Here is a 22,763-nt window from a genome sequence, read left to right as displayed (position 1 = left end):
GTGGTGGAGCGCATTCACTCCGGCCCTGCAGCGTCAAGACAGGCCGAAAGCAGCGGCCGTGCCGCGCTCGCCCGCATGAGGGCGAGGTGGCGCACGGCAAGCCGCTCGGGCGCGAGATCGGCCGGATCGAACGCTCGCGCCGTCGCCGGCGACGCGGCGAACCAGGGGGCAAAGCAGGTCTCGGCTCTCAGCATCCGCCAGGCCTTGAGAAGATGCGTGCCCGCCCAGTCGGGTGTGATGTCGGGAAGGCCGTGGACGCGCCACGCCGCCCGGTCGCCGGGCGGAAGCGCCGCCTCGCTGGCCGGCACGCCAAGCCTTTGCGCCACCTCGCGCGCGAGTACGCCGCTCCAGCCGGCGCCGTGGACCCGCGTGGGTGCCGCATCGAGCGCCCGCAGCGCGGCGACCACCGCATCCGCCCATGGCCCGAGTACATCCGGCGCCTCGGGCCAGGGGTCGGAGAGGCCATGGCCCGGAAGATCAAGGGCAAGCGTGCCGGGAGGCGCTGCCGAGAGCGCCGAGCCCGGCGCGTGGAGGAAGGGGTCGCCCGCGCCCTTCCAGTGGAGGAGGCCGTCGAAGCCCCCGGCTGCGACGGCCACGAAGCCCTCGCCCACATCGGGCGTCCGGGGCGTCGCGGCCGGCGCCGGGTGGGCACGGAGCCAGGCGAGCGCTTCGGCCTCGAGCTCGGCCGGGGTCGAGACCGGCTTCACCTTCCAGTTCGGCGGCACCTCGCCCAGCCGGTCGAGATGGGCCTTGAGCGGGTCGCCGTCATAGGCCGAGATCAGGACCGGCGGGGTGGGCTGGCCAGGGCCAGGCACGTCGCGCTTCGCGCGGAGCACGGCACCATAGCCCAGCGAGAAGCTGTTTCCCGCTGCCAGGCACTCCATCACGATGGGCTGGGCCTGGGCGGGGTCGAGGGTCGCCATCGGCAGGCGGTTGGCGTTGCCCGGCCGGTACCAGGGGAAGAACCAGCTCTGCTCCTGCACCCGGCCCCACAGCCAGGCGAGGTGCTCCCCGAAGGGCATGGGCAGGAAATCGGGCGTGTAGGCAGCGCCGAAGTCGGCCTTCTCGGCCTCGGTCCACACGGCATAGCCCCCGCAGGCGAGGCAGGAGAAGCGCGCGGGGTGCCGCTTCGCCGCCGTCACGAGGATGATGGCGCCCGAATGGAAGCCGTAGGCCCCAACCTGCGGCAGGCCGAGCGCATCGAGAAGGGCGACGACGGCATCGGCATAGTCCTCGCACTCGGGGCGGGCGAGCGGCAGGGGCTCGGAGTCGCCGAAGCCGGGCGTGTCGGGCGCGATCACGGTGAAATGCTCGGCCCAGCGGCCGATGAGCGGCACATATTCGGCCGACGAGCGCGGCGACTGGTGGACGAGGAGGAGCGGCGGGCCGCTTCCGGCGCGGCGATAATGCACCCGGCGGGTGGAGCCGTCGGGGTTTGGCACGTCGATGAAGGCGCGGGTCAGCCGCATTCCACGAGCTCCATGCGTTCCTCCGCGGGGCCGATGACGGTGGCAACCCGCCGCCCGCGGTAGAGGGGGCCCTGGCGCACCTGCGGCGGCTCGACGAAGGGGGCCTTCACGGCGTCGAGGCTGCGCAGAGCGAAGGTGACGAGCGCGTTCCCCGGCGGCAGCTCGCCGGGCGCGCGCGGGCGGAAGACGGCGGCTTGCGGATACTGGTCGATCTCGGAGGCCGGCATCTCGCCGACCTTCGTCATGGTGAGGGTGGTGGGGTGGTCCTCGGGCAGGCCGAAGCTCTGGTTGATCATCGAATAGGGGAAGGTGAAGGTCTCGCCCTCCTCGAAGCCGAGCGCCTCCACGTGGAAGGCAAGGGTGGCCGCGCGGTCCTCGGCTGCCAGGACGGCGATGAACATCCGGTCGACCTCGGCTTCGGCCACGGGAAGGACGAGCCCGCCGGTGCGGCGCTCGAGCACGGTGTTGAGGTAGAGCACCTCGCCGGCCCGACCCTCGACCTGGAAGGGGACGAAGGTGGTGAAGCCGGGCACGAGCTTCGGTGCGCCAAGCACGCGGAACGCCGCCTGGTCGATCCGGGCATGGAGGGCGAAGGCGTCGCGCACCGTCATCTCGAAGGCCGCCCAGCCATGGCTCGCGAGCGCGCGGTAGCCCTCCACCGCCGTCCCCTCCACCAGCCGGAGAAAGCCGCCGCTGCCGCCCTCGGCTGGCGCAAGCAGGGCGAAGCGGCGGCCGACCTGCGCGGGAGCCCCCCAGCTCCGGGCGAGGTCGGGCGAGACACGGCCCTCCTCCACCACCCGCATGGCAAGCTCGGCGCAATAGTCGGCGAGCGAGGCCTCGAAGACGGGCGTGTTGACCGTGCCGCAGAGGATGGCGCCGTGGGAGAAGAGCTCGGGCATTTGTCCGGACATTTGCACGCCGCCGCGCGGCGCGCTAGCCGCTTGTGGCATGACCCAGATCCTCGGCACCCGCATGGTCGACGACGGCCGCACCGCGAAGGCAATCTTCGAGGAGGTGCTGGCCAACCCCGCCCGCGCCCGCTTCGGCTACGGGCGGAAGCTCGCGGTCGTGAACGTCGACCTCCAGCGCGCCTACACCGACCTTGCCGCCTTCCGCACCGCCTACGAGACCGACCCGGACCAGATCGGCCACGTCAACCGGCTTTCGGCCGCTGCACGCGCAGCCGGCATGCCGGTCGTGTGGACCCGGGTGGGCTACCGGCCCGATGGCGCGGATGCCGGTGTCTGGGGCACGCGCACCAACACGCCCGATTCGCTCCAGAACATCGCGATCGGCAGCGAGCGCCACCAGTTCGACCCGCGCTGCGACGTGCGCCCCGAGGACCTCGAGTTCACCAAGCGCATGCCCTCTGCCTTCTTCGAGACCCCCTTGCGCTCCTGGCTCCAGTGGCACGGTGTGGACACGGTGGTGGTGACCGGCGGCTCCACCTCTGGCTGCGTGCGGGCAACCGCGGTCGACTCGCTCTCCCACGGCTTCCGCACCATCGTGCCGCTCGAGACCTGCGCCGACAAGCACGCGAGCTTCCACTACGCGAACCTGACCGATCTCGCGCTGAAATATGCCGATGTCGTGCCCGTGGCGGAGGTGATCGCCTGGCTCGAGGCTCGCGCCCGGGCCTGAGCCGCCGGGGCGTGGCGTGCGCCCCGCGCCGCCGCTAGGGATGGCCTGCGATGCCGCTTGCCGACCTCATGGCCGAAGCCCGCGCGCGCGACGCGGCCGACCCGCTCGCGCCCTTCCGAGCCCGCGTCATCCGCCCCGAGGGCCGGATCCCGCTCGACGGCCACTCGCTCGGCCTCCTGCCGCGAACCACCCCGGCACGGCTTGCCCGGGTGGCGGAGGAGGAGTGGGGCCAGGGCCTCATCGCCTCGTGGAACAGGGCCGGCTGGATCGAGGCGCCCGCGCGCATCGGCGCCCGCATCGCCCCGCTCATCGGCGCCGCGCCGGAGGAGGTCACCGTCTGCGACTCGGTCTCGGTCAACCTCTTCAAGCTGGCCGTGGCGGCGCTCCGGCTCCGGCCCGGGCGAAGGGTGCTGCTCCTCGAGGCCGGCGACTTCCCGACCGACCATCACGTGGCCGAGAGCGCCGCGCGGCTCATGGGCGCGGAGGTCCGCGCGGTCGCTCGAGACGGCATCGCGGACGCCCTCGGGCCCGAGGTCGCGCTCCTCCTCCTCTCGCACGTCAGCTACCGCACGGCCGCCGTGCACGACATGGCCGCCCTGACCGCCGCGGCCCACGCGGCAGGCGCGCTCATCCTCTGGGACCTCTCGCACAGCACCGGCGCGGTCGAGGTGGACCTTGGGGACGCGGACATGGCCGTCGGCTGCGGCTACAAGCATTTGCTCGGCGGCCCAGGCGCGCCCGCCTTCGCCTTCGTGGCCTGGCGACACCAGGCCGCGCTCGACCAGCCCATCGCCGGCTGGATGGGCCATGCCGAGCCCTTCGCCTTTGAGGCCGACTACGCGCCCGCGCCCGGCGTCCGCCGCCTGCTCGCCGGCACGCCGCCCATCCTCGCGCTCGCGGCGCTCGAGGAAGGCGTGGCGCTGGTGGCCGAGGCCGGGCCCGCGCGGCTCGCCGCCAAGGCCCGCGCGCTCGGCGACGTCCTCATCGCCGGTCTCGAAGCGATCGGCTGCCCCGACCTCCGCCTCGTCTCGCCGCGCACGGGCCGTGGCGCGCACGTGACCTTCGCCCACCGCCATGCCTGGCCACTGGTTCGCGCGCTTGATGCCGCCGGCGTGACCGGGGACTTCCGCGCACCCGACTGCGTGCGCCTCGGCGTCTCGCCGCTCGGCCTCTCGTTCATGGACGTGGTGCGCGCGGCGGAAATCCTCGAAGAGGTGCTGGCCAGCGGCGCCCATCTCCGCCCGGAGTACCGGGCGGTGCGTGCCGTGACCTGAGGGAGGAGGGACATGGGCTGGGAGAAGGAGGTGGAGGAGCTGCGCCAGCGCCAGCGGCTTGCCCACGCCATGGGCGGGCCGGAGAAGCTGGCGCGGCAGAAGGCGGCCGGCAGGCTTGACGCCCGCGCCCGCATCGCCGCCGTCGCCGACCCGGGCAGCTTCCGCGAGGTGGGCGAGCTTGCCGGCTTTGCGACCTACGGCGAGGATGGCACGCTCGAGGCCTTCCGCCCGGCGAACTTCCTCTTCGGCCGCGCCACCATCGACGGACGCCCCGTCGTGCTCACCGCCGACGACTTCACCGTGCGCGGCGGCGCGGCGGATGCCAGCCTGCACCGGAAGCTCATCGCCGCCGAGCAGCTTGCCCACGACTACCGCATGCCGCTCATCCGCATGATCGAGGGCACCGGCGGCGGCGGCTCGGTCAGGAGCCTCGAGGAGATGGGCCACACCTACATCCCCGAGATCCCCGGCTGGGAGCTGATGACGGCGAACCTTTCCCACGTGCCGGTGGTGGCGCTGGGGCTCGGGCCGGTGGCGGGCCTCGGCGCCGGGCGGATGGTGATGGCCCACTTCAGCCTTCTCGTCGACGGCCTTGCCCAGATGTTCGTGGCCGGCCCGCCGGTGGTTGCCGCCGCGGGCGAGCGCCGCACCAAGGAGGAGCTGGGGGGTGCCGCCATCCATGCCGGCAACGGCGCCGTCGACGACCGGGTGGCAAGCGAGGCCGAGGCCTTCGCGAGGCTCAAGCGCTTCCTCTCCTACCTGCCCTCCTCGGTACACGAACTGCCTGCGCGTGCCGACACCAACGACCGGCCCGACCGGGCGGAGGACTGGCTCCTCCGCGCCGTGCCGCGCGACAGCCGCCGGCTCTACCCCATCCGCCCCATCCTCGAGGCGGTCTTCGACCGCGGCTCGCTGTTCGAGATCGGCGCCGAGTGGGGCCACGGCATCGTGACCGCGCTTGCCCGGCTCGACGGCTGGCCGGTTGCCGTGCTGGCCTCGAACCCCGAGGCGCTGGGCGGCCTGTGGACGGCTGCGACCGCGCGCAAGGTGGAGCGCATGGTCGACCTTGCCGACACCTTCCACCTGCCCATCGTCCACCTCGTCGACAACCCCGGCTTCATGATCGGCCGCCGCGCCGAGGAGGACGCGACGATCCGCTGGGGCAGCCGGGCGCTTGCTGCCATCCACCAGGCCAGCGTGCCCTGGGCGACCGTCATCCTCCGCAAGGCCTACGGCATGGCGGGCTCCGCCCACGCGCCCGCCGACCGCTTCCGCTGGCGCATGGCCTGGCCCTCGGGCGACTGGGGCTCGCTGCCGATCGCCGGCGGGCTCGAGGCGGCCTACCGGGCCGAACTGGAGGCGGCCGAAGACCCGGCAGCGAAGCTTGCCGAGATCCGCGCCCGGCTCGAGCGCGTGCGCTCGCCCTTCCGCACCGCCGAGCGGTTCGGAGTCGAGGCCATCATCGACCCGCGCGAAACTCGCGCCGAGCTCTGCGCCTTTGCCCATGCCGCCCAGCGGGCGCTCGCGCCTGGGCCGAAGGCGCGGGGTCTCAGGCCCTGACCGCGGAGGCTTTGCTTCCCGGGGAAAGCCGCTAGGCTCGGACCAGACGAGGAGGAGCAGAGCACCCCATGACTTCGGAACGCTTCGCCGAGGTGGACCACTGGATCGCCCGTCACCTGCTTCCCCCCGACCCGGTCCTCGACGAGGTGCTGAAGGCCAATGCCGCAGCCGGTCTTGCCGCGATCGATGTCTCGCGCGTCATCGGCAGCCTGCTGGCGCTGCTGTGCGGGCTGGTGCGGGCCCATCGCGTGCTCGAGATCGGCACGCTGGGCGGCTACTCGGCGATCCACATGGCCCGCGCGCTTCCCGCGGACGGGCGGCTCGTCACCATCGAGGCGAACCCGCGCACCGCCGAAGTGGCGCGCGCGAACTTCGCCCGCGCCGATCTGGTGAAGCGCATCGACCTCAGGGTCGGCAAGGCGCTCGACGTCCTCCCCGGCCTTGTCGACGAGGGCCACGCCTTCGACCTTGCCTTCATCGACGCCGACAAGGAGAACAACGCCGCCTACGCCGACTGGGCAGCGACGCTGGTGCGGCCCGGTGGCCTCGTCGTCATCGACAATGTGGTGCGCGAGGGGCGGATCACCGACGATCTTTCGACCGACCCGCAGATCCTCGGCACCCGCAGCCTCTATGCCGCCATGCGCATGGACGCGCGCTTCGAGGCGACCGCCTTCCAGATCGTCGGCACCAAGGGCTGGGACGGGCTGATGCTGGCCCGCCGGCGCTGAGCCGCGACAGTCCGCCGCACCAGCGCTGCCGGCACTCATGCTAGTTCTCAGGGCAGGTGGGGATTGTGGGAGGGCAGCAACATGAGAGCGTTGAAGTTTGCCACCGCGGGTGCGCTTCTGGCAGGGGCGAGCGCCGCGTCCGCCAGCCTTTCCACCCATGCGGTGAGCGAAATCGTCGGCCAGACCTCGACGGCAACCGTGGCGGCCGGAGGAGACCCGATCTACATCCCGCCCAAGCCCCAGTACAGCGGCGTCGTCGGGATCCTCATGAACTACGGCGCCAGCGGGGCCTTCGTCTGCTCGGGCAGCCTGCTCAACGCGCGGAGCGTGCTGACGGCCGCGCACTGCGTCACCATCTTCGGCCGCGCGCCGGATTCAACCACCGTGTTCTTCTACGGCGGGCCGGATGACATCAGCGTCTACGCCGGCCCGCCCGCCATTGGGGTGGGGGTGAGCTTCTACCACGTCCACCCGCTCTACACCGGGCAGGTGGTCGACCAGAACGACATCGCCGTCCTGCGCCTGGGCACCGATGCGCCCGCCTTCGCGCCGGTCTACGCGCTTTCGGATCTCACCGACCTGACGGGCGCCTTCCACACCATCGCCGGCTACGGCACGCGCTCGCTGACCGGCGGCGACAACGGCACGCTCCCCGGCTTCGCGCTCGGCGCAGGCCGGCTGCGCTACGCCGACAACCGGTTCGACTTCCGCCTTGGGGACCCGGACTTCGGCGGCTTCTTCGACACCTTCTTCGGCACGGCCGCCAACCAGCATGTCTGGATCTCGGACTTCGACGACGGCACGCCGGACAAGGACGCCTCCTGCACGCTTGCCGCCGCTTTGAGCCTGCCGCTGACGGGGAAATACTGCGACCTCGGCGTCGGCAGGCGCGAGGGAATCGGCGCGGGCGGCGACTCCGGCGCGCCCTACTTCGTGGATGGGCGGATCGCGGCAGTCCACAGCTTCGCCTGGTTCCCCTTCCCCAACACGTCGGCCAACCGGTTCGGCCAGTTCAAGGGTGCGGTGCCCGTCTACATCCACCGCGCCTTCATCGCCGCGGCCATCCCGGAGCCCGGCACCTGGGCCATGCTGATCGCCGGCTTCGGCCTCATCGGCGCAGCAGCGCGGCGGCGCGCCGCAACGGGCGCGACCATGCCCAGGAGCGGGCGGCCGGCCTGAGGCATCGTCCTCCGCCCGGGCGGGTCAGCTCCGCCGCACCGCTTCCCAGCGCTCGGCCCGCCACGGGTAGCCGATGCCCTCGGGGATGGTGAGCCACTCCCCCTCGATCCGCGGCTGGATCACGGGGGCCGGCGTAGGGTCGGCGAGGAGCGCGGCAACGCTTTCGAACTGCGCCAGCCGGGCGATGTTGCAGCGGGTCGGGAACAGGAGGGAGATGGCCCCCGCCTCCGCCTCGGCGACGAGGTCGGCAGGCCGGGCGAAGCGGGCGTGGACCGCCTCCCCGCCGTCCGCGAGGTGCGCCTCGCCCTCGGGCAGCCGGGCAAGGTAGAAGCGGGTGTCGAACCGCTTGTGAAGCCCGACGGGCGGGATCCAGCGCGCGAACGGCCGCAGCGCCTCTGCCGAAAGCCAGTGCCCGACCTCTTCCAGCAGGCGGCCGAAGGGAAGTTCGTGGCCGTCCGACAGCGGCCTCAGGCGCGCCCGCTCGGCCTCGGGCACCGGCGGGCCGACCGAGAGCAGCACGCCCGTCTCCTCGAAGGCCTCGCGCGCGGCGGTCACCCGCGCCGCCGCGTCCGCCTCGGCAAGGCCAGAGAAGCCGGCGAAGGCCGGGCCCTCCGGCCGGTCGGTCGGGTCCACCTTGCCGCCGGGGAAGGCGACCGCCCCGCCGGCAAAGCCCATGCCCTTCGCCCGCTCGATCACCAGCACCTCGAGGCCGTCGGGTCCGTCGCGGGCGATGATGACGGTGGCGGCCGGAACCGCGCCCGCCGTGTCGATGCCTTCGATGCGTTCCATGCGCCACCCATGCCTTGCCGCGCGCCTGACGTGAAGCTAGCGGCCGCGCCATGCCAGCCATCGCGCAGTGGGACGGCCGTTCGGTGCCCGAGCTCGTGGCGCTCGAGGCGCTCGACCTCGACCTCTTCATGAACCGCCTCAACCAGCGCAACGCCAACGGCGCGCTGTTCGGAGGCCAGGTGCTGGCCCAGGCGCTCGCGGCCGCCACGCTGACCGCCCCCGAGGACCGGCAGGTCCATTCGCTCCACGGCTATTTCCTGCGGGCAGGCAGGAGCGAGCGCCCGGTCATCTACCAGGTGGAGCGCACGCGCGACGGCGGCCGCTTCTCGACCCGCCGGGTCACCGCGATCCAGGCCGGCGAGCCCATCTTCCACATGGAGCTCGGCTTCCACGCGCCGGAGGAGGGCTATGACCACGAGCGCGCCATGCCCGAGGGCGTGCCGCCGCCGGAAGAGCTGCTCGACCTTGCCGGGCTCGCCGAGGCCATGGGCGAGCGGCTTCCTGAGTTCGTGCGCCGCCGCTGGGCCGAGCGGGAGCGGCCGGTCGAGGTCCGGCCGGTGGACGCGGAGGCCTTCCTCGATGGCCGCGGCCGCGAGCCCCGCCGGCGGCTGTGGCTCCGGATGCCAAGTGCTTCGGAAGCCCCCGACTCGGCGCAGCCGGTGCTCCTCACCTACGTCTCGGACTACTGGCTCGCCGGCACGGCGGTGCTGCCCCATGCCGTCCCCATGCCCTCGCCGGCCGTGTTCCTCGCCAGCCTCGACCACGCCATGTGGTTCCACCGGCCGGCCCGGGTCGACTCCTGGCTGTTCCTCGAGACGGTGAGCCCCTCGGCCCAGAACGGGCGCGGGCTTTCGCTCGGCTTCGTCCACGACCGGGCGGGCCGGCTGGTGGCCACCATGGTGCAGGAAGCGCTGATGCGGCCCCGCCGGCCCGCCTGACCGCCCTGCCCATCCTGCTCCGCTGCCCCCGGCTGCCCCCGCCCCGGGCTCGGCCTCGCCGGGTCGCGCCACAAGGCCCAACCGCGCTGCCTCACCGCAACCGGCCCCCGGATGCCGTCCGCACGCTTGCCAACCTCCGGACGCTTGGCTATGCGGCGCGCTCCCACGGGTGGGCCACGGGGACGTAGCTCAGATGGGAGAGCGCAGCAATCGCACTGCTGAGGTCAGGGGTTCGATCCCCCTCGTCTCCACCACCCCGGCCCCTTCCCCCTGCCCCCTTCCCCCCGCCCCCGCCCCCGCCCCCGCCTATCAAATCTTGAGATTTCGTGACAGTCTGCTAGCCTGACGCCCAAGTGCCCGGGTTGCCGGGCGATTTCGGAATGTTGCGGCGTGGCAGACCTCGATCCCGGCAACGCCGGCCATGTCCTCTCCGAGCCTCCGGTGCCCGCGGCGCCGGCCGGTCCCGCCCCCCGCCGCGATCGGCCCCGGCACTATGGCGCGATCGACCTCGGCACCAACAACTGCCGCCTCCTGATCGCCCGCCCGGCGCCCGGCGGCTTCCAGGTGGTGGATGCCTTCTCGCGCGTCGTCCGGCTTGGCGAGGGCCTGATCGAGACCGGCCGCCTCTCCGAGGCCGCCATGGCGCGGACCATCGCCGCGCTCGCCATCTGCGCCGAGAAGCTGGCCCGCCGACACGTCTGCGAGGTGCGCTCGGTTGCCACCGAGGCGTGCCGCAGCGCCGCGAACGGCGCTGCGTTCGTCGCCCGCGTCTACCAGGAAACGGGCATCGCGCTCGACGTCATCTCGCCCGCCGAGGAGGTGCGCCTGGCCGTCCTCGGCTGCCAGACCCTCATCGACCACGATGCCGAGAAGACCCTGGTCTTCGACATCGGCGGCGGCTCGACCGAGCTTGCGCTTCTCGAGCGGGTGGAGGGCAGCCCCGGCCCGCGGCGGCGGCTCGTCGACTGTGGCCTCGGCGAGGATCTTGCCATGCGCGGCTGGGCAAGCATCCCCTGGGGGGTGGTGAGCCTCGCCGAGACCGAGCCCGAGGAAGCCGCCACCCCCACCGGCCGGCTCGAGGCCTTCTTCCGCATGAAGGCGCGGGTGAGCCGCCATCTGGCCGAGCTCCGCCGGGTGGCGGGCCGCGAGGTAGCGCTCCTCGGCGCGTCGGGCACGGTGACCACGCTCGCGAGCCTCCTCATGGGCCAGACGAGCTATGACCGCCGCGCCGTCGACGGCTGCTGGTCGGAATCGACCGGCCTCCGGGCGCTTGGCCGCCGGCTGGCCGCCATGCCCGCGGCCGAGCGCGCGCGGATCCCGGGGGTGGGCGCCGACCGTGCCGAACTCGTGGTCGCGGGCGCCGCCATCCTGGAGGCGCTGCTCGATCTCTCGCGAAACGACCGCATCCGCGTGGCGGACCGCGGGCTCCGGGAGGGCATCCTCCGCGCCATGATGGCGCGCGACGGCCAGCCCGCCGCCCAGGGCTGATGCCCGGATCCGGCAGCGGCCGCGGCGCCGGGCGCCGCCTCGTCTCGCGGCGCGGCCGCTCCGCCTCGTCCGCCCGCTGGCTCGAGCGCCAGCTCGCCGACCCCTATGTCCGCCGCGCCAAGGCCGAGGGCTACCGGGCGCGCGCGGCCTACAAGCTGATCGAGCTCGACGAGCGCTTCGGCCTGCTCGTGGGCGTGGCCCGCGTGGTGGACCTCGGCGCCGCGCCGGGCAGCTGGGCGCAGGTGGTGCGCCAGCGGGCGCCCGGGGCGACCGTGGTCGGCATCGACCTCCTGCCGGTCGACCCGCTCCCAGGGGCGACCTTCCTGCGCGGAGACGTCCTTGCCCCCGAGGCTCCCGCCGCGATCGCGGAGGCGCTCGGCGGCCCTGCCGACCTCGTGCTCTCCGACATGGCCGCCAACACCGTCGGCCACCCGCCCACCGACCACCTGCGCACGCTCGCGCTCGTCGAGGCCGCGGCCGCGCTCGCCGGCGAGATCCTCCGCCCGGGCGGCGCCTTCGTCGCCAAGGTGCTCGCCGGCGGCACCGAAGCGACGCTGCTGGCCGACCTGAAGCGGCGCTTCGCCTCGGTGCGGCACGCGAAGCCTCCGGCCAGCCGCAGGGAGAGCCGCGAGACCTACGTCGTCGCCCAGGGATTCCGCGGCTGAGCCGCGGCACCGGCCGCATCGGGTCGCACCGCGGCGCCCGCGGTGGATTCGGGCGGCGCCCGCCTCTAGGAAGGCGCCATGCCGCTTCCCGCCGCATGGGCCCCGCTAACGGCGGTCTGGACCGCCTTTCCCTCCCACCCCGAGCTGTGGGAGGCCGACCTTGCGCCCGCACGCGACGAGGTCGCCGCGTTCGTCCGGGCGCTGGCGGCGACGGTGCCGGTCCGTCTGCTGGCTGCCACGGCCGAGGCGGCAGCGGCCGCCCGGGCTGCTGTTGGCGACGCAGCCGACGTGCGCGAGGAGCCCTTCGGCGACATCTGGCTGCGCGACACCGGGCCCATCTTCCTGACCCGGCGCGAGGCCTGCGCCTTCCGCTTCAACGGCTGGGGGGGCAAGTATGAGCTTGCCGGAGACTCCGACCTCGCCGACCGGCTGGCAGCGGCCGCGGGCGCGGGCCTCGCCCGCTTCGACCTCGTGCTCGAGGGCGGCGCCATCGACACCGACGGCCACGGGCTCCTCCTCACCACCGAGCAGTGCCTCCTGAACCCCAACCGCAACCCCGGGCTCGAGCGGCGCGACATCGAGGCCGTGCTTCGCGCCGCGCTTGGCATCCGCCGCGTCGTCTGGCTTGGCGAGGGCCTCGCGAACGACCATACCGACGGCCATGTGGACAATCTGGCCCGCTTCGTGGCCCCTGGCACGGTCGCCATCCCGGTGGCCGCCGACGCCGACGACCCGAACGCCGCCGTCTTCGCCGACGCCCGCGCCCGGGCCCAGGCGGCGGGCCTTCTCGTCCTCGACATGCCGTCGGTCGGCCGGTTCGAGCGCGACGGCGCGCTCCTGCCGGCAAGCCACATGAACTTCGTGGTTGCCAACGGCCAGGTGGTGGTGCCGCTCTACGGCACCGGCTCGGACGCGGCGGCGGTCAGGGCGCTCGAGCGCATCTTCCCCCGCCACCGCGTGACCGGCCTCCCCTCCGCCCATCTCCTCTCCGGCGGCGGCAGCTTCCACTGCATCACCCAGGAGCAGCCGGCCGCCGGCGCCGCCGCGGCGGGAGCGCGGCCATGAGCCGGGAAATCCGCGTCGCGGCCATCCAGATGGCCTTCACTGGCGACCGCGTGACCGACATCGGCCGCACGGCCGAGCGCGTGCGCGAGGCCGCTGCCATGGGGGCGCAGCTCGTGCTGCCGTCCGAGCTGTTCGAGGGCCACTATTTCTGCGTAAGGCAGGACGAGGCGCGCTTTGCGGATGCGGCCCCCGTCGACGCGCACCCGGCCGTGCGGGCCATGCAGGCGCTCGCCCGCGAGCTCGGCCTCCACATCCCGACGAGCTTCTTCGAGCGCGACGGGCCCCACTACTACAATTCGCTCGCCTTCATCGGCCCCTCGGGCGAGGTGGAGGGTGTCTACCGCAAGTCGCACATCCCCGACGGCCCGGGCTACATGGAGAAATTCTACTTCCGGCCCGGCAACACCGGGTTCCGCCCCTGGAAGACGGCGCTCGGCACCATCGGCGTCGGCATCTGCTGGGACCAGTGGTATCCCGAGACGGCGCGCGCGCTGATGCTCGAGGGCGCCGAGATCCTCCTCTTCCCGACCGCGATCGGGAGCGAACCGCACGATCCCTCGCTCGACACGCGCCGCCTCTGGGTGCGCGCCATGGTGGGCCATGCGGTCTCGAACGTCGTCCCCGTGGTTGCGGCCAACCGGGTCGGCACCGAGGGCGGCCAGAGCTTCTACGGCAACAGCTTCATCACCGACGAGCGCGGCGACATGCTCGCCGAGATGGGGACGGACGAAGAAGGTGTGATCGTGGCCACCGTCGACCTCGACCGGGCCGCCCGCCACCGTGCCGCCTTCGGCTTCTTCCGGGACCGCCGGCCCGAACTCTACCGGCGGCTCGCGGAGGACCGGTGAGGCGGCGCACCCTTCTGCTCGGCCTCCTCGCCGGGGCGGCGCTGCCCGGCAGAGCAGGGCGCGCGCAGTGGACGCCCGAACCCAGGGAGCGGGTGGCCCGCCCGCCGGCCGCCCCGCCGCGCTTCCGTGCCCAGCCGCCGCTCCCGCGGCCGGTGCAGGAGATCTACCCCGCCTTCTTCGACGCCCGCATCATCGTCGGCGGCGGCTTCGAGGCGCGGGCCCCCCGGGTGGCGAGCCTGGCCGACCTCGCCCCCACCGCCGCCGTCCACGCCTTCCGCCCCGGCGCGCGCGCCTGGGAGCGGCTGCCCGACCTGCCCGTCCCCCTCCACCACCCGCTTCTCGTCGGCCACCTCGGCCGGCTCTGGTGCATCGGCGGCTTCACGTCTTCGCCCGGCGCGCAGTGGCGCATGGAGCGCCGGGTGTGGACGCTCGCGCGCGGCGCGTCGCGCTGGGAAGAGGGCCCGCCGCTGCCCCGGCCGCAGGCGGAGGCGGTGGCCGGCGTGGTGGGCGGGCGCCTGCTCGTGGCGGCTGGCCGCACGCCGATGGAGGCAGCCAACGCCAACTATGCCGACCATGGCGACACCCAGGACTGCTGGCTGCTCTCGGCCGACGGCCGGCGCTGGGAGCCGGGGCCCCGCGTGCCGCGCGGAGTCAACAGCGCCGCCTTCGCCGTGCTCGACGGCCGGCTCCACATGGTGGGCGGCCGCTACGCGACCGGCGGGCAGATCCTGAACGTGGCCGACCATCAGGTCTACGACCCTGCAGGCAGCGCCTGGACCAGCCGGGCGCCGCTCCCGGCCCCGCGCGGCGGGCATGCCGCCGCTGTCGCGCTCGGCCGCCTTTACGCCTTCGGCGGCGAGAGCTTCGGCCGCAACCCGGCCGTGCATCCCGAGGTGTTCGTCTATGATCCGCGCGCCGACCGCTGGCAGGAGGTCGCACGAATGCCCGAGGGCCGGCACGGTCTCGGCGCCGTTGGCGTGGCCGGGCGCATTCACCTGCTCGGCGGCGCAGCCGAGCCGGGCGGCCGGGCGACGCGGGCCACCCACGAGCTTTTCACGCCCTGACGCGCCCGGGCCGGGCCAGGGCCTGGCGGGTGGGTCGTGCCGGGCGTCAGTCGGGCCGGGGGTCAGTCGGGCCGGTAGCGGGGCGGGCGCTTCTCGAGGAAGGCGGCGACCCCTTCGGCGAAATTCGCGTCGCGCGCGGTCAGCACCTGGTTCCGGTCTTCCATCGCGATCACCGCCTCGAGGCTTCCCATGTCGATCGCGTGGTTGAGCGCGTCCTTCGTGAGTCTCAGGCCGAGCGGCGTGGCGGCGAGCATCTGGCCCACGAACCGGTCGCCCGCGGCGCGAATCTCCTCGGGCGTCACCACCTCCGAGACGAGGCCGAGGCGAAGGGCGGTCTGCGCATCCATGAAGCGGCCGGTGAGCATGTAGTCGGCGGCAACGCTCGCTCCGACCATGCGGGGCAGGAAGTAGGAGACGCCGATGTCGCAGGCCGACAGGCCGATCCGGATGAAGGCGGCGTTCATGCGCGTGCGGGGTGTCGCGATGCGGATGTCGGAGGCAAGCGCCAGCGCGAAGCCGCCGCCGGCGGCCGGGCCATCGACGAGCGCGACGATCGGCTGCGGAGAGCGGCGCATCGCGATCACGATCTCGGAGATGCGCCGCTGGCTGGCCAGCGCCTCGGTGACGGATGCGTCGGGAAGCGCGGTGCCGCCCTTGAGATCGAGCCCGGCCGAGAAGGCCCGCCCCGCGCCCTCGAGCACCACCACGCGGATGTCGCGGCGCCAGTAGAGCCCGACGAAGAGCTCGCGCAGCGCCTCGATGAGCCCGGGGGAGAGGGCGTTGAGCCGCTCCGGGCGGTTCATGGTGGCCCGAAGCACCGGGCCCTCCTCGGCAAGCAGAAGCTCGGTCATGCATGCCCCCTCAACCGCGCCGCCTGCTCGACGACGGCGCGGAACATGTCCGCCGTCAGCACGCCCGTGCTGGTGTTGAGCCTTGAGCAGTGATAGCTGTCAACGAGATGCAGGCCCGAGGGCAGCCGGTGGACCGCGCCATGGGCGAACCGGGCCTTGGGAAGCTTGCCGCCCAGCGCCTTCACCGCCGACTGGTGCGCGATCTGGCCGAGAGCGAGCACCACCTGCAGGTTGGGCAGGCTTGCAAGGCTGGCGGCAAGAAACGGCCGGCACGCATGGATCTCGGCCGTGGTCGGGCGGTTGCCGGGCGGCGCGCAGCGCACCGCATTGGTGATGAACACGTCCTCCAGCACCAGCCCGTCGCCTGCGTGTTCGGCATAGTGGCCAGTGGCAAGCCCCAGCGTCAGCAGCGTGTCGTAGAGGAGGAGCCCGGCATGGTCGCCGGTGAAGGGCCGGCCGGTGCGGTTCGCACCCGCAAGCCCCGGGGCGAGGCCGACGATGGCCATGCGGGCGAGCGGGTCCCCGAAGCCGGGGACGGGCGCGTTGAACCACTCCGGCTGCCGGCGCCGGTTCTCCGCGCGATAGGCGGCAAGCCGCGGGCAGAGCGGGCAATCCGGGGCGGGGTCGCGCATGGGCGGCAAGGCTAGCAGCGCCGTCTGCAGGGACAAGGCTGCGGTGCCCGTGGTGATCGGGCTCGGCGGCAACCGCTGGCACGGCCGCCACGGCAGGCCTGAGGCGGTCTTGCGGGCGGCAGCCGAGGCGCTGGCGGACGCCGGCCTCGAGGCGGTGCGCCTGTCGCGCATCCGCACCACCGCGCCGCTCGGGCCCCGGCAGCGGCGCTTCGCCAATGCGGCGGCGCTCGGGGTCTGGCGCGGCGAGCCGCTTGCGCTCCTTGTCCGGCTGAAGGCGATCGAGCGGGCCTTCGGCCGGAGGCGCAACCGCCGCTGGGGCCCCCGCGTGCTTGACCTCGATCTCCTCGCCTTCGCCGAAGAGGTGGTGCGCGCACCGGGCCTTGCGGTGCCGCACCCGGGGCTTTCCCTCCGGCCCTTCGCGCTGCAGCCGCTCGCCGAGCTCTGGCCCGGCTGGCGGCATCCGGTCTTGAACCTTCCGGCCCGGGCGCTTCTCATTCGGCTCATGAAGCGCCGCGCGATTGACCCTCTGCCCCCCGGCTCCTAGGGCACGCCTGCTCAGGGCTCGTAGCTCAGTCGGTAGAGCAACGGACTTTTAATCTGTAGGTCCCGGGTTCGAATCCCGGCGAGCCCACCATGAAGTCAAGGGGGGGGGTGAAGGCCTCAGACCGCTAAAGCCGCGCGTAGGGGAAACCGTGCAAGGACGGGCCAGTCGCGCGGCATAGCTCGGTCTTTGCTATCGTGTCATCCGCAGCCCACTTTGCCTCTTCCTGAAAGCGTGGGCAGGCCGGCAGTGCGCAAGCGGATTCTGCCGCCGGGTGCCGTTCGGACCCGCCGCCGCGTGATGGTCCCGCCATGCACGATCCCCTCGCTTTGGGGATCGACCCGGGGGCCTCATGCTGGCGGAGTCGCGGGATCCACGCCAAGGAAAGGTCTGACGACCGCCGCGACCAACCTTCTAAAGGGACGTCGCGCGCGCATGGCCGCAGAGAGGCGGTTTGCTGACCTGCTCCCCGTTTTCAGGCCGGCGACGAGGTAGGCTGGGCTTTTGGTTGCCCCTGACGGGAACGGTTGACGTAGACGGTGGGTGGCAGGCCGCCAAGGCAGCGGCCCGGCCACACGTGGTTGCAGTCTGTCCGCCGCGCCTCGATGGTCCGCCGCGCAGCCCCCAGCAACGGGAAAACGTGCTCATTGAAGCACTCGCGGCACAAGCGATCATGCAAGCTTTCGACAAACCATTCTGCGCCGGTTTGCCAGGCACGATGTCGTACCATTCGACGCCCGCCTTCCGGCACCAGCCCGGCACGGCATGGCTCTTCAGCTCGGTGCCATTGTCGCTCACCACCATGAGCGGCGGTCTGCGCACCGCCGCGATCACCGGTAGCTTGCGCGCGACACGCCGGCCAGAGGGCGATGCGTCCACCAGCGACGTCAGGCCCTCCCGGCTCGAGCCGTCGACGACGTTCGGCACACGAAAGCACCGGCCGCAGGCCAACGCATCCGACCCAAAGTCGAGGCTCCGGCACTGGCTTGCAGCCTGTGGCAGCGCCATCGGCGCTCGCGTGCCCAGCGCACGCTCGGGGCAGCAGCGACGGCGCACCGACAGCTTCTCCTCGCGATAGAGTCTTCAGACCTTCTTCAGGTGCATCCGCACGCCTTCGCGACCGAGCATGATCGCCAGGGCGCCGGTCGCCAAAGCGACACCGCGCGTTCGCGACCGCGCGCAGGCCGCTCACGAGCGTGGATCTCGCCGTCACCCTTCGGCTCTTCTTGCCATGCCGCGCGGTTGGCCCCGCCCAGCCTGCAGGCGCGTCGCGCGGAGCAGCCTTGGTCGGCAATCAGAGTCCCCACCGCAGCGTAGCGCTTCGCAAGAGGGGTCAATGTGTTCCCAGCAGATCCTTCAGCGCCTCGGTGCCGGGCGTCGTGTCCGCCAGCAGATGCTTGAGCTTGCCATTCTTCCCCTCCAGCGCCCAAAGCCGCTTTGCCTCCGACACCAGCATTCCGCCATAGGTGGCCTCCCAAGTGTAGAAGGTCGCATCGCTGATCCCGTGCCGGCAGCACAGGCCCGCCTTCCGCACGCTCGCGTTGTGCTGTCGTAGCACCGCGATGATCTGCTTTACCGAAAAGCGGCTCGGCGAATGGCTCATCCCGTCCCGATGAGCCCAACTGACCAATGGCCTCTTTCCGTGAGAGGAGGTCACCGGCTTGCATCGTCAGTGACATGGGGGCCGATTTTCACATCCGGGCGACCCGTGGAATGGTCCGGCAACGACCAGACGGAATGGGACCATGTAGCTTCGGGAAAATCCCAGCAGAAGGGGTTCATCAAGATCTTGCAAGAGTCGCTGCGCGATGGAGTTCTGAATGAAGAAGTGTTTGACAGCCTGGCCGATGTCCGACGCAAACTGGCCGTCGGGCGCTACGATGACCATAACGTCCGGCAGCACTCATGGCTGGGGAACCGAACACCGGCACAAGCGCGTCGGGCGTGACGCTCACATCATGCAGGAACGCCGGACGCGCTTGTGCCGGTGTAGGGACCGTCGCGTTGAACCGATGGACTCGCGTTGCGAGTGAGAGACGATCGGGGGGCAGGTCAGGGGCGTAGGCAGGCTTCTGTCAAGGGGCGGCCACTGTCGATCTTGTGGTCGGGTGCGGATGTGAACGCGAACCTCGGGAAGAAGACGATGACCGACGACAGAAGGGCCCTTGCTGCGCCGATCAAGGAAGGGGCTGACAGCGGCTTGGTGCGGATTGGTTGGCGCGATGCCGGCTTTTGCTGCTGAGCGCATGATGGTCATGGAGATTGAGGCGAAGGTTGCGGTTCCTGCCGGTGCTCGCACGGCGGCCCGGCTCAAACACCGTGACGGCTCGCGCGCACTGGATGCGCAACGCGCCTGCCCCTGCCGCGCCTAGGCAGCGGCCTGCCGTCATCGCCGTGAACAAGACGATCTTCGCGCAGGCGACGCGCGAGGCCGCGCATCGGCAATGGGAGCAGGTCGCCGATGCCCTGCTCGAGACCTTCTCGAGGCTCGCCGACATGATGGGCGCATCGCGCGAGGACGTGCTCGCATGCCTGGCGTTCCCGAGGGAGCACCGGGCGCAGATCGCGTCCACCAACCGGCTGGAAGGGGTCAACAAGCAGATCAAGCGAAGGGCCAACGTCATCGGCACCTCCCCCAACAGCGCCGCCATCATGCGCCTCGTCTGCACGCCGATGCTGGAGCAGAATGACGAATGGTCGGTCTCCCGCCGCCACATGACGCTGGCAACGATTGGCTCGGCAAGCCCTCCATCGCCATCCTGCCAGCCATGGCCGCCTGACCCCAACCCGATCCTGCCGGGGATCAACGGGTCCTGCACCACCCCGCGGGGCAACACCCCGGCGAGCCCACCGTGAAATCAAGAGGTGGTGGCGCTGCGGCCTACGGAGCCGCGCAGCTGCAGCCGTTGGCGCACGATGGAAGCACAGCCTTGCCGCGGTGCCTCAGCCTGTGGCGAATGTGCTGGGGACGGCTGGAGCGCCTCCAGCCGGCGGCTCGGAAATTTGAAGGGGGCCGACCTGCACAGACCTCAGGTGACACCACCCCGCCAGTTCCCGCTGCTGCCCCCCGCCCTCGCCCCCCCATGAGGCCGCTCCTCGATCATCAGGAGCCGCCCATGAACCACCTGGGAGCCGCAGGGGAAACCCCGAGCACATTCCACTCAGCCGGAAGGCGGTCTGGGTTGGGTTGTGTCGACATCGTCGTCACGGACGGCGCGTCGGGGCACAAGGCGTCAGCGGCGCGGAAAGGCCTTCGAGGCCGCGGGGGCGGAGCCCTATGCTTCCTCCCGCGCCTTCTGCCCCGAGGTCAACCCCATCGAGAACGCCTTCTCGAAGCCGAAGGCGCACCTCCGCAAAGCCGCCGAACGCACCATCCACGGCCCCTGGTGCGCCATCGGCCGCATCCTCGGCCTCCATGGCCCTGAGCAACGCCCCCACGACTACGCCACCCCGTCCGCCCCCAAGAATGTGAGCCGGGAGGACAGAAGACAGCTCTCGGGATCCTTCTGTCGACTCCTCAGGCGAAGGCGGGCGTGAACAGCCCGGTCCGGTCGGCCGGAGTCGAGGCGCCGAACCGCCGCTTCCACAGCGCTTCCGGCAAGGCGGCGATCACTGCGAACAGCTTCTCCCGCCGGCGGGTGAAGGCGCGGCCCTCGAGCGCCTCCGGCCCGCGCCCGCGCACCTTCCGGCCGATGTCGCCGTAGATGTGGGCGGCCGAGAGCACCGCCCAGGCCTGGCGGTTGCGGAGCGCCGGGACGCCATGGGCCGCGCTTGCCTCGTAGCGCTCGGCAAGGTCGACGAGCCGCGAGACCACCCGGTGGAGTGCCTCCCGGTTCTCGGGCGCGGTGTGGGTGCCCGGCCTCAGGCCCTCCGCGGCCAGCCAGTCGGACGGAAGGTAGCAGCGCCCGCGCGCCGCATCCTCGGCGACGTCGCGGGCGATGTTGTTGAGCTGGAACGAGAGGCCGAGGTCCGACGCGCGCGCAAGCACCGCATGGTCGTCGGCCGGCACCCCCATGACGAGCGCCATCATCACGCCGACACAGCCCGCCACATGGTAGCAGTAGCGCAGCAGCTGCTCGCAATCGCGCACCTCCTGCCATTCCACGTCCATGCGGAACCCCTCGAGGAGGTCGTGCGGGTAGCGCGCCGGCATGGCGACCTCGGCGGCGACGCGGGCGAGCGCCTCGAACGCCGGGTCGCCGGTCGGTTCGCCCGCCAGCGCACGGTCGGTGAGGGCGGTGAGCCGCGCCAGCCGCTCGGCAGGCGTTCCGCCCCAGTCATGGCGCCCCTCGCCCATCAGCTGGCCGTCAATCACGTCGTCGCAGTGGCGGCACCAGGCGTAGAGCAGGGTGGCGCGGGCGCGCGTGCCGCCGTCGAACAGGCGGGAGGCGAGCGCAAAGCTCTTCGAGCCCTGGCGGATGGCCTCGCGCGCGGCTTCAAGCACCGGGTCGGCCACCTGCGCCCCCTTACTGCGCTGCCGCCAGCGCCGGACCGGCGTTCGAGGGCCAGCCGCGCGCCTCGGGGTAGCGGGCGCCAAGGTCGGCCAGCATGAGCTTCGCGGTCGCCTTGGCCGAGCCGACCACGCCCGGAATTCCGGCGCCGGGGTGGGTGCCGGCGCCGACGAAGTAGAGGTTGCGAAGCGCGTCGTCGCGGTTGTGGGTGCGGAAATAGGCCGACTGCCAGAGCACCGGCTCGAGGCTGAAGGCCGAGCCGAGGTGGGCGTTGAGCTCGGTCCTGAAGTTGGCCGGCGTGAACAGCCGCTTGGTGACGAGGCGCGCCTTCAGGTCGGGGACGATGCCGCGCCGCTCGAGGTAGTCGAGGATCCGCTCGGCGTAGACGGGGCCCACCCGGTCCCAGTCGGCCGCGAACTTGCCAAGGTGCGGCACAGGCGAGAGGACGTAGAAGGTGGAGCAGCCCTCCGGCGCCATCGCCGGATCGGAGGCGGTCGGGTGGTGGAGGTAGAGCGAGAAGTCGTCGGCGAGGATGCCGTTTGCGTAGATGTCGTCGAGGAGCTCGCGGTAGCGCGGCCCGAAGATGATCGAGTGGTGGGCGATGTCGGGCGAGGTGCCGTGCAAGCCGAAGTAGACGACGAAGAGCGAGGGCGAGAAGCTCTTGCGCGTGAGAGCCCGCACCATCTTCTCCCCGCGCGGGTGCCCGCGCAGGAGATCGCCATAGGTGTGGACCACGTCGCCATTGGAGGCGACGGCGTCGGCCATGATGGTGGTGCCGTCGGCGAGCGTCACGCCGGTCACGTGGCTGGACAGGGCCTCGATCCGGGCGACCGGCACGCCGAGCCGGAAGGTGCCGCCGAGGTCGGTGAAGAGCCTGAGCAGCCCGCGCACGAGCGCGTGCGTCCCCCCGCGCGGGAACCACACCCCGCCCTTGCGCTCGAGCGCGTGGATCAGGGCGTAGACGCTGCTCGTCTTGAACGGGTTGCCGCCGACAAGGAGGGTGTGAAAGCTGAACGCCTCGCGCAGCTGCGGATCGCGAATGTAGCGCGAGACAATGGCGTGGACCGAGCGGTAGGCCTCGTAGCGGATGAGCGACGGCGCGGCCTCGAGCATCGAGCGGAAGTCGCAGAAGCTCTCGGTGCCGAGCTTCAGATAGCCTTCGCGGTAGACGTTCTCGGAAAAGGCGAGGAACTTGCGGTAGCCCTCGGCATCCGCAGGGTTCTTGGCCGAGATCTGGCGGAACAGGGCCTCCTCGTCGTTGGCATAGTCGAAGGTGTAGCCGTCTTCCCAGATGAGCCGGTAGAAGGGGGTGACTGGCATGAGGTCGACATAATCGGCGATGTCGCGGCCGGTCAGGCGGAAGAGCTCGGCGAGGCTCTCGGGGTCGGTGACGACGGTAGGGCCGGCGTCGAAGACGAACCCCTCATCCTCGAACACATAGGCCCGGCCGCCGGGCTTGTCCCGCCCCTCGACGAGCGTCGTCTCGATCCCTGCCGACTGCAGGCGAACGGCAAGCGCGAGCCCGCCGAACCCGCTCCCGATCACCACCGCGCGCCGCGCCGTTTCTGCCGCCATGC

At 72.1% G+C, this 22,763-nt stretch carries 20 protein-coding genes, 2 tRNA genes and 2 pseudogenes; 16 read left to right on the top strand and 8 right to left on the bottom strand.

Annotated elements, in window-relative coordinates; all coding sequences use genetic code 11:
• Positions 1-14 precede the first annotated feature (14 nt).
• Both H3H34_RS00200 and H3H34_RS00195 read right to left on the bottom strand, forming a co-directional pair.
• On the bottom strand, positions 15-1,469 hold the full coding sequence (locus H3H34_RS00200; protein ID WP_194743263.1) for an alpha/beta fold hydrolase: 1,455 nt from the start codon (positions 1,467-1,469) through the stop codon (positions 15-17).
• A complete protein-coding gene (locus H3H34_RS00195) occupies positions 1,460-2,368 on the bottom strand; it encodes a hypothetical protein (RefSeq protein ID WP_194743262.1) in 909 nt (302 codons plus the stop codon). Before H3H34_RS00195 ends, H3H34_RS00200 begins: the two co-directional genes overlap by 10 nt.
• Before the next feature lie 49 nt (positions 2,369-2,417).
• Between H3H34_RS00195 and H3H34_RS00190 the strand changes: the two genes are divergently transcribed.
• The 5 genes from H3H34_RS00190 (at position 2,418) to H3H34_RS00170 (ending at position 7,854) form a co-directional block, all read left to right on the top strand.
• Complete coding sequence (locus H3H34_RS00190) at positions 2,418-3,110, top strand: isochorismatase family protein (protein WP_194743261.1); 693 nt, start codon at positions 2,418-2,420, stop codon at positions 3,108-3,110.
• Positions 3,111-3,160: 50 nt separating this feature from the next.
• On the top strand, positions 3,161-4,384 hold the full coding sequence (locus H3H34_RS00185; protein ID WP_194743260.1) for an aminotransferase class V-fold PLP-dependent enzyme: 1,224 nt from the start codon (positions 3,161-3,163) through the stop codon (positions 4,382-4,384).
• Positions 4,385-4,396: 12 nt separating this feature from the next.
• Positions 4,397-5,944: an acyl-CoA carboxylase subunit beta gene (locus tag H3H34_RS00180; protein ID WP_194743259.1), complete on the top strand. Its 1,548-nt coding sequence runs from the start codon at positions 4,397-4,399 to the stop codon at positions 5,942-5,944.
• Positions 5,945-6,012: 68 nt separating this feature from the next.
• Positions 6,013-6,675, top strand: coding sequence for an O-methyltransferase (locus tag H3H34_RS00175; protein ID WP_194743258.1), 663 nt, complete (start codon positions 6,013-6,015; stop codon positions 6,673-6,675).
• A gap of 81 nt (positions 6,676-6,756) precedes the next feature.
• Positions 6,757-7,854 carry a PEPxxWA-CTERM sorting domain-containing protein gene (locus H3H34_RS00170; RefSeq protein WP_194743257.1) on the top strand — a complete coding sequence of 366 codons (1,098 nt, stop codon included), beginning with the start codon at positions 6,757-6,759 and terminating at the stop codon, positions 7,852-7,854.
• A 24-nt stretch (positions 7,855-7,878) separates the two neighbouring features.
• Here H3H34_RS00170 and H3H34_RS00165 read toward each other — a convergent pair whose 3' ends face one another.
• Positions 7,879-8,643: an NUDIX hydrolase gene (locus H3H34_RS00165; protein WP_194743256.1), complete on the bottom strand. Its 765-nt coding sequence runs from the start codon at positions 8,641-8,643 to the stop codon at positions 7,879-7,881.
• Positions 8,644-8,693: 50 nt separating this feature from the next.
• Between H3H34_RS00165 and H3H34_RS00160 the strand changes: the two genes are divergently transcribed.
• The 7 genes from H3H34_RS00160 (at position 8,694) to H3H34_RS13920 (ending at position 14,711) form a co-directional block, all read left to right on the top strand.
• Positions 8,694-9,581, top strand: coding sequence for an acyl-CoA thioesterase (locus tag H3H34_RS00160; RefSeq protein WP_194743255.1), 888 nt, complete (start codon positions 8,694-8,696; stop codon positions 9,579-9,581).
• Between the two features lie 178 nt (positions 9,582-9,759).
• Positions 9,760-9,835, top strand: a tRNA-Ala gene (locus tag H3H34_RS00155).
• Between the two features lie 136 nt (positions 9,836-9,971).
• The gene (locus tag H3H34_RS00150) at positions 9,972-11,069 is read left to right on the top strand and encodes a Ppx/GppA phosphatase family protein (RefSeq protein ID WP_328830788.1); all 1,098 of its coding nucleotides are present in this window, start codon (positions 9,972-9,974) and stop codon (positions 11,067-11,069) included.
• Complete coding sequence (locus H3H34_RS00145; protein WP_194743254.1) at positions 11,069-11,734, top strand: RlmE family RNA methyltransferase; 666 nt, start codon at positions 11,069-11,071, stop codon at positions 11,732-11,734. Before H3H34_RS00150 ends, H3H34_RS00145 begins: the two co-directional genes overlap by 1 nt.
• 78 nt (positions 11,735-11,812) lie before the next feature.
• A complete protein-coding gene (locus H3H34_RS00140) occupies positions 11,813-12,799 on the top strand; it encodes an agmatine deiminase family protein (RefSeq protein ID WP_194743253.1) in 987 nt (328 codons plus the stop codon).
• The gene (gene aguB, locus H3H34_RS00135) at positions 12,796-13,647 is read left to right on the top strand and encodes an N-carbamoylputrescine amidase (RefSeq protein WP_194743252.1); all 852 of its coding nucleotides are present in this window, start codon (positions 12,796-12,798) and stop codon (positions 13,645-13,647) included. Before H3H34_RS00140 ends, aguB begins: the two co-directional genes overlap by 4 nt.
• Positions 13,644-14,711, top strand: a complete 1,068-nt coding sequence (locus tag H3H34_RS13920; RefSeq protein WP_194743251.1) for a Kelch repeat-containing protein — start codon at positions 13,644-13,646, stop codon at positions 14,709-14,711. The genes aguB and H3H34_RS13920 overlap by 4 nt, the downstream gene beginning before the upstream one ends.
• Positions 14,712-14,773: 62 nt before the next feature.
• On the opposite strand, the gene H3H34_RS00125 is transcribed toward H3H34_RS13920, so the two are convergent.
• Positions 14,774-15,562, bottom strand: a complete 789-nt coding sequence (locus H3H34_RS00125) for an enoyl-CoA hydratase/isomerase family protein (protein ID WP_194743250.1) — start codon at positions 15,560-15,562, stop codon at positions 14,774-14,776.
• Positions 15,559-16,194: a uracil-DNA glycosylase gene (locus H3H34_RS00120; RefSeq protein WP_194743249.1), complete on the bottom strand. Its 636-nt coding sequence runs from the start codon at positions 16,192-16,194 to the stop codon at positions 15,559-15,561. The genes H3H34_RS00125 and H3H34_RS00120 overlap by 4 nt, the downstream gene beginning before the upstream one ends.
• A gap of 49 nt (positions 16,195-16,243) precedes the next feature.
• Here H3H34_RS00120 and folK point away from each other — a divergent pair, with 49 nt between their 5' ends.
• Both folK and H3H34_RS00110 read left to right on the top strand, forming a co-directional pair.
• A complete protein-coding gene (gene folK, locus H3H34_RS00115; protein ID WP_328830784.1) occupies positions 16,244-16,738 on the top strand; it encodes a 2-amino-4-hydroxy-6-hydroxymethyldihydropteridine diphosphokinase in 495 nt (164 codons plus the stop codon).
• A 14-nt stretch (positions 16,739-16,752) separates the two neighbouring features.
• Positions 16,753-16,828 (top strand) — tRNA-Lys (locus H3H34_RS00110).
• Between the two features lie 382 nt (positions 16,829-17,210).
• On the opposite strand, the pseudogene H3H34_RS00105 reads toward H3H34_RS00110, so the two are convergent.
• A pseudogene (locus H3H34_RS00105) lies at positions 17,211-18,338 on the bottom strand (transposase).
• A gap of 105 nt (positions 18,339-18,443) precedes the next feature.
• On the opposite strand from H3H34_RS00105, the gene H3H34_RS00100 reads away from it, so the two are divergent.
• Both H3H34_RS00100 and H3H34_RS00095 read left to right on the top strand, forming a co-directional pair.
• The gene (locus tag H3H34_RS00100; RefSeq protein ID WP_194743247.1) at positions 18,444-18,683 is read left to right on the top strand and encodes an integrase core domain-containing protein; all 240 of its coding nucleotides are present in this window, start codon (positions 18,444-18,446) and stop codon (positions 18,681-18,683) included.
• Positions 18,684-19,063: 380 nt separating this feature from the next.
• Positions 19,064-19,515: pseudogene (locus tag H3H34_RS00095) on the top strand (transposase); the annotation flags it as partial.
• A gap of 737 nt (positions 19,516-20,252) precedes the next feature.
• Here H3H34_RS00095 and H3H34_RS00090 read toward each other — a convergent pair.
• On the bottom strand, positions 20,253-21,191 hold the full coding sequence (locus H3H34_RS00090) for a phytoene/squalene synthase family protein (RefSeq protein WP_194743246.1): 939 nt from the start codon (positions 21,189-21,191) through the stop codon (positions 20,253-20,255).
• A gap of 10 nt (positions 21,192-21,201) precedes the next feature.
• On the bottom strand, positions 21,202-22,761 hold the full coding sequence (locus H3H34_RS00085; protein WP_194743245.1) for a phytoene desaturase: 1,560 nt from the start codon (positions 22,759-22,761) through the stop codon (positions 21,202-21,204).
• Between the last annotated feature and the right edge of the window lie 2 nt (positions 22,762-22,763).

Source organism: Thermaurantiacus tibetensis (genome assembly GCF_015354055.1).
GTDB lineage: Bacteria > Pseudomonadota > Alphaproteobacteria > Sphingomonadales > Sphingomonadaceae > Thermaurantiacus > Thermaurantiacus tibetensis.
This window is presented reverse-complemented; position numbering and strand designations above follow the sequence as displayed.